Origin of the sequence: Marinilactibacillus psychrotolerans, assembly GCF_900101525.1 — a bacterium.
GTDB lineage: Bacteria > Bacillota > Bacilli > Lactobacillales > Carnobacteriaceae_A > Marinilactibacillus > Marinilactibacillus psychrotolerans.
Map to the genome: position 1 here is coordinate 24,748 of NZ_FMZD01000025.1, position 10,375 is coordinate 35,122.

Annotated in this window: 10 protein-coding genes, 1 tRNA gene and 1 pseudogene; 4 read left to right on the forward strand and 8 right to left on the reverse strand. The window is 34.4% G+C overall.

The genetic code is table 11. The features are described from left to right. Window positions 1-38: 38 nt before the first annotated feature. The 7 genes from BLT22_RS10885 to BLT22_RS10915 all read right to left on the reverse strand — a co-directional run bounded on the left by BLT22_RS10885 (window position 39) and on the right by BLT22_RS10915 (window position 7,630). Entirely contained in the window at window positions 39-2,189 is a 2,151-nt protein-coding gene (locus BLT22_RS10885) for a glycoside hydrolase family 3 N-terminal domain-containing protein (RefSeq protein WP_091763226.1), read from the reverse strand. A 24-nt stretch (window positions 2,190-2,213) separates the two neighbouring features. Beyond that, a complete protein-coding gene (locus BLT22_RS10890; RefSeq protein ID WP_087057247.1) occupies window positions 2,214-3,035 on the reverse strand; it encodes a carbohydrate ABC transporter permease in 822 nt (273 codons plus the stop codon). Window positions 3,036-3,050: 15 nt separating this feature from the next. After that, window positions 3,051-3,929: a carbohydrate ABC transporter permease gene (locus tag BLT22_RS10895; protein ID WP_087057248.1), complete on the reverse strand. Its 879-nt coding sequence runs from the start codon at window positions 3,927-3,929 to the stop codon at window positions 3,051-3,053. A 77-nt stretch (window positions 3,930-4,006) separates the two neighbouring features. Further along, on the reverse strand, window positions 4,007-5,254 hold the full coding sequence (locus BLT22_RS10900; RefSeq protein WP_091763228.1) for a sugar ABC transporter substrate-binding protein: 1,248 nt from the start codon (window positions 5,252-5,254) through the stop codon (window positions 4,007-4,009). A 121-nt stretch (window positions 5,255-5,375) separates the two neighbouring features. Then, a complete protein-coding gene (locus BLT22_RS10905) occupies window positions 5,376-6,116 on the reverse strand; it encodes an alpha/beta hydrolase (protein ID WP_091763230.1) in 741 nt (246 codons plus the stop codon). Between the two features lie 142 nt (window positions 6,117-6,258). Further along, window positions 6,259-7,038, reverse strand: a complete 780-nt coding sequence (locus BLT22_RS10910; protein WP_091763232.1) for an alpha/beta hydrolase — start codon at window positions 7,036-7,038, stop codon at window positions 6,259-6,261. A 169-nt stretch (window positions 7,039-7,207) separates the two neighbouring features. Beyond that, window positions 7,208-7,630: an OsmC family protein gene (locus BLT22_RS10915; protein ID WP_091763234.1), complete on the reverse strand. Its 423-nt coding sequence runs from the start codon at window positions 7,628-7,630 to the stop codon at window positions 7,208-7,210. A 179-nt stretch (window positions 7,631-7,809) separates the two neighbouring features. Here BLT22_RS10915 and BLT22_RS10920 point away from each other — a divergent pair, with 179 nt between their 5' ends. Together BLT22_RS10920 and BLT22_RS10925 are read left to right on the forward strand one after the other, a co-directional pair. After that, window positions 7,810-8,325, forward strand: a complete 516-nt coding sequence (locus BLT22_RS10920; RefSeq protein WP_091763236.1) for a GNAT family N-acetyltransferase — start codon at window positions 7,810-7,812, stop codon at window positions 8,323-8,325. Window positions 8,326-8,388: 63 nt separating this feature from the next. After that, a tRNA-Arg gene (locus BLT22_RS10925) sits at window positions 8,389-8,462 on the forward strand. A 292-nt stretch (window positions 8,463-8,754) separates the two neighbouring features. Here the strand turns inward: BLT22_RS10925 and BLT22_RS10930 are convergent. Then, window positions 8,755-9,492: a hypothetical protein gene (locus BLT22_RS10930; protein WP_218127278.1), complete on the reverse strand. Its 738-nt coding sequence runs from the start codon at window positions 9,490-9,492 to the stop codon at window positions 8,755-8,757. Window positions 9,493-9,714: 222 nt separating this feature from the next. Between BLT22_RS10930 and BLT22_RS10940 the strand changes: the two genes are divergently transcribed. Continuing rightward, complete coding sequence (locus BLT22_RS10940; RefSeq protein ID WP_091763240.1) at window positions 9,715-10,044, forward strand: flavodoxin domain-containing protein; 330 nt, start codon at window positions 9,715-9,717, stop codon at window positions 10,042-10,044. Window positions 10,045-10,176: 132 nt separating this feature from the next. After that, a pseudogene (locus tag BLT22_RS10945) lies at window positions 10,177-10,375 on the forward strand (IS21 family transposase); the annotation flags it as partial.

The window sequence follows — 10,375 nt, forward strand, 5'->3', positions numbered from 1 at the left end:
CTACTCCTTAAAACGAATACTTTTTTTCAGTAATTAACTCAGTTGATCAAATTGAATGAATGGGTTAATTCGATCGTACTATCTGCTCCTATTCCAAGTAGGAATTCTCCCGGATCGCTCTTTACAGTATGATCTGCATGTGTATATCTTAATTGTTCTTCTGAGAGGGTGAAGTTTACTGTTCGACGCTCACCAGGTTGCAGGTTGATTTGTTTAAAATCATGTAATTCTTTTACTGGACGAACGACTTCTCCGACTTTATCACGAATATAGAGCTGAACGGTTTCTGTTCCTGCAGATACCCCCGTATTACGAACCACCACTGATGCTTCAATTGAATCTGCTGATGTAATTTCAGTTTTTGATAATGTTAACTCTGTATACTCAAAGGTTGTATAAGATAATCCATATCCAAATGGATATAAGGGGGTGTTCTCGCTGTCTAAGTATTTAGATAAATACTTGTCAGCTGGTCCACCTTGTTCACTGGGTCTACCGGTATTATCCTGGTTATAAAAAATCGGAATTTGGCCAACGAAGCGTGGAAAGGTCATAGATAACCTTCCTGATGGATTGATGACTCCATATAATAAGTTGACAATTGCTTCAGCTCCTTTTGAACCTGGGAACCAAGCTTCAACCAGACCATCTACTAACGGCGTAACTTCAGAAAGATCCAGTGGTCTTCCATTAAATAAGACCGCAACAACTTTTTTATTTAACTTTCTTAATTCTTTTAATAGTTCGATTTGCATTTTAGGAAGTTGAATATTGGTCCGACTAGTGGCTTCCCCGCTCATTTCAGAAGTTTCTCCTAAAGCTACTAAAACAGTATCTGCTTCTTGCAGTTCGGCTAGTAAAAAGCTCTGGGCTCCGTTAAATATTTCTGTTTCATCAATAACTTTAACGGTGTTTTTTCCTAAATGATGATCCATTGCCTCTTTGAGTGTAGGCGTTTTTGTTTTATCCCCTTTCCAAGACCAGGCGCCCAGTAAATCATGAGAATCTTTCATTGGACCGGTTAACACTACCTTTTCAGATTGCTTTAGTGGAAGTGCATTTTTATTTTCTAAGAGGACTAGTGATTTTTCTGCTGCTTTTAATGCTACCTTTTTGTTTTCTGAAGAGAAGATAGCTGTTTTTTCAGTTTCTGTATCGGCTCCTCGATAAGGGTTATCAAATAATCCCAGTTCTTCTTTTAAGACCAGTATGTTCATGACTGTTTCATCTAATAAAGTTTCTAAGTTTTTATCCGCTTTAACTAACTCTACTAAATGTTCGCTATAAGCAGCTGACATCATTTCAATGTCTACTCCTGCTTCTAAAGCTAATTCTGCAGCTTGTTTATTATCCTGCGCTACTCCATGAGGAACTAATTCTCCAATTGCTCCCCAGTCAGAAATCAAGACACCATTAAATTTCATTTCTTTTCTCAGTATCTCTCTCATTAGTCGTTTATTTCCTGTAGCCGGAATATTATCAATCGTGTTAAAAGCCGTCATCACTAATTTAGCTCCGGCCTCTATCCCTTCCTGATATGCAGGAAGATAATGTTCTCTGAAAGTATTTTCGTTTAAATCAACTGAATTGTAGTCTCGTCCCCCTCTTGGAGCTCCATATCCAGCAAAATGTTTTACACAAGCGGCTAATTTAGTTAAATCTTCTTTCAGATCCGTGCCTTGATAGCCTTCAACAAAAGCTCTGGCATAATGTTTATTTAAAGTCTTATCCTCTCCGGTAGATTCCAAGACTCTTCCCCATCTAGGATCTCTCACTAAGTCCACCATGGGAGAAAATGTTATATGAAGTCCTTGGGCTGCTGCTTCTTTTGCGGATATACTAGCCGTTTCTTTAATCAACTCTGGATCCCAAGTTGCGCCTAGTCCAAGCGGAATTGGGAAGATAGTGTGATCGCCATGGATTATATCCGCCATAAATAACAACGGGATAGATAGTCGGTGTTTTTCCATATATTCTTTTTGTAATTTAATTGTTTTCTCAGCACCCGTAACGCCTAACACTGAACCAACCTGAAACTTTTTCTCTTCTGTCATTGCCATCTCATTCATTGGTCCGGTAATATCTTCTGTCTCCTCTGAAAAGAAATCAGCGGATAACTGAATCGTCTGTCCTACTTTTTCTTCAATTGTCATTTGATTAAAAAGTTTTCTTAATTCTGTTGTAAGCATATTAATCTCCTCAAACTCCCTTTTTTATTTACCACCTGAGATATTAAATCCAGTTAAAATGTATTTCTGGAAGATAATAAATATTATCAGGATCGGAATAACCATAAACGCAGCACCTGCCATTTGCAGTGCATAGTTGGTTCCATGCTGACCTTGGAGTAATTGCAGCCCTACTGACAAAGTATAGAAACTTTGATCATTCGCTATGATCAATGGCCATAGGAATGAATTCCAGCCCGCAATAAATGTTAAAATTCCTTGAACTGCAATAATCGGTTTAGATAATGGCAGCGCTACTCTGAAAAATACATAAAAGTCACTTGCACCGTCAAGTCTTGCTGCTTCAAAAAATTCTTCTGAAATATTTGAGAAAAATTGTCTGAATAAGAATATTCCGAAAGCTCCAGTAAGTCCCGGAAGTACGATTCCTAAGTAAGTATTGGTCAACCCCATTTGATTTAAAAGTAAATAAACGGGAATCATCGTTACTTGGCCTGGAATCATCATGGTTGCTAATACTAAAAGAAATAAAAAGTTCTTAAACTTAAAGTCATAATGTGCAAACGCAAAACCAGCCATAGCATTTAAAAATAGTCCTACAAAACCTAGAGCTGTAATAATCGCTGTGTTAACCAAGTACACATCAAAATTCAATCGCTCAAATAGTTCTCTAAAATTATCAAATGTCCATTCATTTGGAAATAAACTCGGCTGAGTCGATACGATTTCTGGATTTGTCTTAAATGCTGATAGAATCATCCATGCAAAAGGAATGACTGTAATTAACCCCCAGAGACTTAAAACAATTCCAATTATAATTTTTAATTTTTTATCAATATTTATCATTTATATCCCCTTCTCTTAGTCAGCACGTCTTTGCAATCTCAGTTGAAGCATAGTCGCTAGGATAATAACTATGAATAACAGTAACGACCCTGCAGCTGCATATCCAAACTGGTTATTTTGGAATCCATTGCGGTAAATAAACAAAGCTACACTTGTGGTGCTGTTTAGTGGACCACCTTCAGTCATTACAAAAGGCTCCTCGAAGAACTGTAGCCATCCGATAATTGTAGTGATCGTTACAAAGAATGTTGAGAATTTCAGCTGTGGGATAGTGATATACCAGATTTGTTCCAACCTGGTCGCACCATCAAGTTCCGCAGCTTCATACATTGTCCGAGGAATGTTCTGCAATGCTGCTGAAAAAATCAGCATATTTATTCCGATCCCTCTCCAGACTGCTAAGATAATTAATGAAATTTTAGAAAATTCTGTACTTGTCAACCAGCCAATTGGTCCGATACCGACAGTTCCTAAAACTTGATTAATTAGTCCGATGCTTTCACTTGGATTGAACAGGAAAGCCCAAACAATCGCAACCGCTACTATGTTGGTAATAGAGGGAGAATAAAATACGACTCTCATAAAAGAGAAATATTTTGACTGGCCCATGTTAATCAGAATAGCAATCGTCAGCGAGAAAAGAATAACTAACGGTACACCGAAGATGACATAGAATAAGGTATTTGTAATAGATTGTAAAAACACCTTATCTTGCAAGATATTCTGATAGTTCTCTATTCCAAGAAAATTGATTCGAGAAAAATCGGCTAGCCCTGCTAGACTCATATCTGTAAAACTGATAACTAAAGCAATCAGAATCGGGAATATCGAAAACATCAACAATAAAATGATTGCAGGTGCTATAAAAAAATATGGTGCTTTTTTGCTTTTCATATAAAACATCCTCTCTAAAATCAAAATTCAGAGAATGAATAAAAATCTATCCGATTCTCTGAATGTATGAACTTTTACTATTCTATGATTGTTTTAACTTCTTCATTCAAGTTATCTAATGTTTCTTGAATATCTGCTCCACCAACCATAATTTGTTCAAAGCTAGACAGATAGGCTTGAGACATTCTATCCCATCCTTCAATTAAAGGCATGTGTTCTGAGTTTTCAAGTTGTTCTCCGAATACAGCAATTTTTTCATCTTGGAATGGTTCTTCTTCCCATGCTTCCACCAATGCTGGTAATGAACTGGTTGTATCATAATAAGTCATTAGGCTATCTACACTAACCATGTGTTCAATTAAGTCCATCGCTTCATCTGGATGATCACTACTACTCCAAACAGCTAAGTTTGCTCCCCCTGTGTTTGACACGTTGCTTACCGGTCCTTCTGGTAAGGTACGGATATCCCACTTGCCTTCGATATCTGTTGTCTGATCTTCAATCATTGAAATTGACCAAGGCCCACTGATGAACATTGGTACGATTCCCTCTCCACCGAAACTTTGCGATAGTTCAATACCAAGATCCTGATTTGTAGTTGCTCCTGCTTCAACAAAGCTGTGCAAGTATTCAATCGCTTCAACAAATTCCGGCTCATTCAGCACCGGTTCTCCTGCTTCATTGATAATTTCTGAGCCATTTTGTTTAGCAAACATTGGTCCAAAAGTCTGTTCCTTAAGATTGATATCAAATCCGTACATGTTATCTCCACGTTCAGACAATTTCACTGCTGCATCATATAATTCTTCCCAGTTACTTGGTCCTTCAGGATAACCAACTTCTTCCAACAAGTCTGTTCTATAATATAAAGCTCGTGTTTCTGTATACCATGGAACCCCATAATAGTTATCATCAAACATGGTTGTTGCTACGTTTCCTTCAAAAAAGTTCTCTGGAGAAAGTGCATCACTTGATTCTATATAATCGCTGATATCAAGTAGTGCACCTGCATCCGTAAATTCAGCCATATAGGTTGAACCCATTTGTACAACATCGGGACCTTCACCGGAAGCTACAGCCGTTAATAGACGGTCATGTGCCGCTGACCAAGGGATACTTTGTAAATCCACTTCTATTCCTGTTTCTTCAGTATACGCATCAAAAATCGGTTGTACGGTTTCGTTTCCGTCTCCCATCATCCAAACGGATAAAGTATCTGATGATTCTTCAGAACCGCTTTCCTCATCTCCATTACCACAAGCTGCTAATAAGCTTAAAGATAATAAAGAAGTTGTTCCTAATAACAATTTATTTATTTTAACCATGATAAATTCCTCCTAATAGGTGTGTCTTTCTTTAATAAACCAATTAAATTCTATTCGAAACGTTTCGATAAAGAATTAAAAAAATTATGGCTTTTTTTATTTTATTAATCTTTTCATTAAACTATAACGTTAACCATTCTAACGCTGGAATAATCTGCTGATTCCAGAATGTCCAATTATGGTCTCCTTCACTTTCAACATAATGATGTTCAATTTCTTGTGCTTTCAAATAATGATGAAATTCTAGGTTGTCTTGATAAAGAAAATCACTAGTTCCACAAGCCATATAAAGATCTGGCTGGGTTTTGTTTTCAGTAATCAGTTGATACAAATCCATTGTATCTGGCATATCATTTACATTTTCTGAGCCAATCAGCACTCTCATAATTCTGTCTGGGTAAGTATGTTTAGGATTACTAAAATCCTTTCGTAAAATTCTGCTAGATAAAGCTACAACTTTTCCAAATGTTTCGTTGTAATACAATCCGTTTCTCAAAGCCCCATAACCGCCCATTGATAATCCTGCGATCCATGTTTCTTTAAAATCTCTAGACAATGGAAAAAGGCTCCTCGTTTCTTTTACTAATTCCTCGCCTATAAATTTACCGTATTGCATGCCATTTGGATGATCTACATAATAACTATTTTCACCTGATGGCATAATTACTGCGATATTGTATCTCTCCGCTAATTGTTCTATATTACCAGCATAAAACCAGTCTTTCCGATCTCCGCTGTATCCATGTAGTAAGTATAAAGTTTTTAATGACTTTTCCTTTCTACTTTTTTCAGGAATAATAGCAGAATAACTAACTTTTCTAGAAAGATTCTCTGAAAAGAAAGTCGCATCAATCGTTGTCATAAAACTATGCACTTCCTTTCGAAACGTTTCGATAAATGAATTATATAAAACCAAAATATATTTTGCAAGCCTTTTCTTTTTTTATGAGTGTTCTCTAATAAAATTGATTTATTCGATATTTTTAAGTGCCTACTCCTTTCTATTATAAAACCATCCACTCAATTGCTTTCTCAATATATTGATCCCAAAAATCCCATTTATGTTCTCCCGTTGAGGCTTTATATAGATGATTGATCTGCTTATCTTTTAAAAATTGATGAAATAGAAGACTATCTTCGTAAATAAAATCTTCTGTCCCGCATGCAATAAATAGTTCTGGAATATTACCTCGTAAAACAAGCTCATAGATATCCATATCTGGATTTAAGTCTTGATAAGACTTGCTGCCAGTAATGTATTGAAGATGTCGATTCATCCGATCATCTTTAGATAAATCATGAATAACGTCCTTTTTTGTTAGAATTCTACTTGAAAATGCAGTTATCTTTGAAAAATTCTCATTGTAAATTAGACCATTTCTTAGTGCTCCATAACCTCCCATGGATAAACCCGCTATCCATGTATCTTCTCTTTTGGTAGATAAATTAAATAAATGTCTAGTTTCATTTACCAATTCTTGTCCAATAAATCTTCCGTAAAAATCTCCATTATTATGATCAACATAAAAACTATTTTCTCCAGAAGGCATAATCACTGCTATAGAATGTTTAGTTGCTAATTCTACTATTCGTGTATTCTGTATCCAATCTTCATGGTTTCCGTCCCAACCATGAAGCAGATAAAGTGTTCTAAAAGGACCTTCATTTTTGTATTCGTCTATCCGTGGATCATAAATAGATTTTGTGCTTGAAGGGATAATTGCCGAAAAAGAAACTTTCCTCATTAATTCTTTAGATTGCATCGTACCTGTAAAAGTTGCCATCATTTTCCTCCAGATTTTTTATTTTATATTGAGTAGTTTAGTTGTTCCGACTTGATAGCGCAACCATTTTTATTAAAAGAAAAGATAACCAGAAAAGGGTCACCTTTATTCCTTTAATTTGAATGTATAAATTAAAAGTTCACAAAGCTTACGCATAAGCAGCATTTTATTATGCTTGGTTTACTTCTTCTCCGTTCAAGACGACCTTATAAGACAATTCAGCTTTTAATGAATTAGCTACGGAACAATATTTGTCATTACTCAAGTTTACAGCTCTCCAAATTCGACTTGCAGGTACATCGCCATCCACATGGACTGTAACTTGTATTTTTTTAAAGTATTTTGGCGGTTCTTCGTTTCGCTCTCCGTCTGTTTCTAATTCAATACGTTCGATCTTTTCCTGGTATGGTTTTAGTATCATAAATATATCAATTCCCATACAACCTGCTAAACTCCCTAGTAAGGCTTCCATAGGAGAAACTCCCTCACCATTCCCCCCTGCTGTTGTCCCAGCATCCATTGGTAAATCATATCCTTTTCCATTATCCATTGTAAATGCAAATCCGCCTTGCCATTTTGTTGATACTTTCATATTATTCACTCCATATTTTTTGTATGTCCATTATAAATCAACTGTGCTTACTTTTCCATAGTTCAATATCTATCTATTTTTTTACCAATTTTTATAAAATTCTGTTATAATTATAGAGTTGCTAAACTCTACAATGGGTTTTGGATAAATTTTATTTCAACAGAAAGGTGACTAGAGCCATGTTTAGACTAGAACAAATTGGGATTAAACAAGTACAAGTCTTAAAAGATATTAGTATTGAAACTTTTACCGATACATTTGCAGAAGCAAATGATCCTACTCATATGAAAGAGTATATCAATAATCATTATACTTTAGAGAAATTAACCAAAGAATTCAGTCATCCTCATTCTGAGTTTTACTTTATTTTCCAGGATTCCGTTATAGCTGGGTACTTGAAGATTAATCGAGATACTGCTCAAACGGAACATACTCATATAAATAGTTTAGAAATTGAGAGAATCTATATAAGAACCCCGTTTAAAAGAATGGGTTTAGGTAAACTACTGATTCAAAAAGCTTCTGAAAGAGCTCATGCTATGCATCTAGATTCTATCTGGCTTGGAGTATGGGAAGAAAATTTACAAGCACTGCAATTTTATAATAAAATGGGTTTTAAACAAGCAGGTTCACATTCCTTCTTCTTGGGAAGTGATAAACAAACTGATCTTATTTTAAAAAAAATTTTAACTTAACGAATTTATTTAGTAATAAAATTATAAGGAAATATTCTTAAAGTTAATCTTTCAATTTATCCTGACTCTATAGCTCAGTAGGATAGAGCAAGTGCCTCCTAAGCACTAGGTCGTGGGTTCGATTCCCTCTAGAGTCGTTTAATTCTTTTTTTTCCAATAAACTGAATAAAAAAGCACAAATCAATTATTTAACAAAAAGTTGATTTGTGCTTTTTCATTAGGTGCTATAGTGTCTTTCTTTTTCAAAAATTAAAAGATATCAGAAAAAAATCCCTTAAAAAGCTAACGGAATATCTCTTTTTACTTCTTTTACTTTGTATACTTTCAATTTTAGATAATCGTATTAAAAACTACCTTTTAGAAAATTTTGATTATACTACTCATCTGATCATTCATCAGGTTTTGTTAATAAACTTTATAGACTCCAACTTATTTAATCTCTTTTGTAATAAGTTGGAGATTGAATATATATATTATTGTAAATAATGGAAAAATTACTAGCTCCCCAATGGAAACGGGTTTGCCATTTAGTGATAATGATATTACCATTGCATCTATAGCCATTAGCATGGTAATTCCTTTAATGATTATAATCGGGGTTAATAAATAGCCTAATGTTTTTTCTCTATACAATAAAATACCACTAATAATAGTTGCAGGTACAATAATACCTAAATCTAATGCTTGGATAGGAAGTGTTGTATAATGCTCCAAACCAGCAGGGATACCCGTGGAAAGTGCAGGTAGTAATCTTGCTAACCACATTAAGCCAATGGTCATACCAAATATAATTGTAGAATAGCTAAGATATTTCTTATGGGCTAAATTTGAAAATATCTCTTTTAGACTTTCTAAATTAAATGAAGTTACATTTATTATAAATCCAAAAAAGGAAAGACCCATAAGCGCTACAAATATCAGAAAAAAATTATTGTACATTGCAACAAATGAATAAGAAGCATATGAGTAGAGAAAATATCCTAAAGTTCCTGTTAAGAAAAATCTACCTTTAAGTGAATCCTTATTACTTAATATTAAGCTGTAGATAAGAATGATAAAGTATTCTGAGGAAAAAACTACATACACCAAATTAGGACAACTATTAGGCTCTTCTCGGCAAAATGTAAAGAATCTTGCTCTTTCTTTAGAAAAAAAAGGGTTTATCACGATTACTATCGAGCCTAGTAATAAAAGAAACACTCTAATTATTTTGACAAAAAAAGCTCATGAATATTCGGAAGCTGTATTCGATAACCATACAGACTATTTGAATAATATTTTTCAAGACTATTCTAATGATGAAATTCATCTATTTTATAATATGATTACAAAACTTTACGCAGGAGTTGAACGATTGGAGGAAACATTCAATGAATAAAGTAGTAGTTTATGCAAGTCGATACGGAACTAGCAAACAATACGCTCATGAAATTGGAAAGAAAAAATATACCTGTTTATTCAAGTAAAGATTTTCCTAATAACCTGTTTGATATTGAAGAAATAATCTATGTTGGTGCAACGTATATGGGAAAAATATTAGATTTGAGAAAATTCATAAAAAAACATGCAGCCTTGCATAGTAAATTAATTATTATTTCTGTTGGTATATATAGTCCAGAAAACCTTAAAACCTATTATCTTATCGATAAAAAAACTAAAAGCAGTATTGAAAAAACAAATTTGATATTAAAAAAAGTATATTTGTGTATGGCAGAATAAATATGTAGAATAGTGCAAGAAAAAATCCATAACTCGGGCCAAATAAAATAGCCCATTGCTTCCACCCATACCATTCGCCTAAAATGGAGTTTGACTAAGAACTTCAGAAAGGCGTGGGAAAGGATGCTCACAATGGACCAAATTTATTCTATCAAAAAAATGAGAAATGAAGAAGGCTATTCTTTAAATAAAATTGTCACGGAAACCGGTTATGATTGGCGTACAGTTAGAAAATACGCAGATCACGATGTTCTTCCAAAAGAAAAAAACAGTAAAAAGCGCGGAATGATGTATACGAAAGGGTTTGAAGGACAAACCTATGGAGAAATCG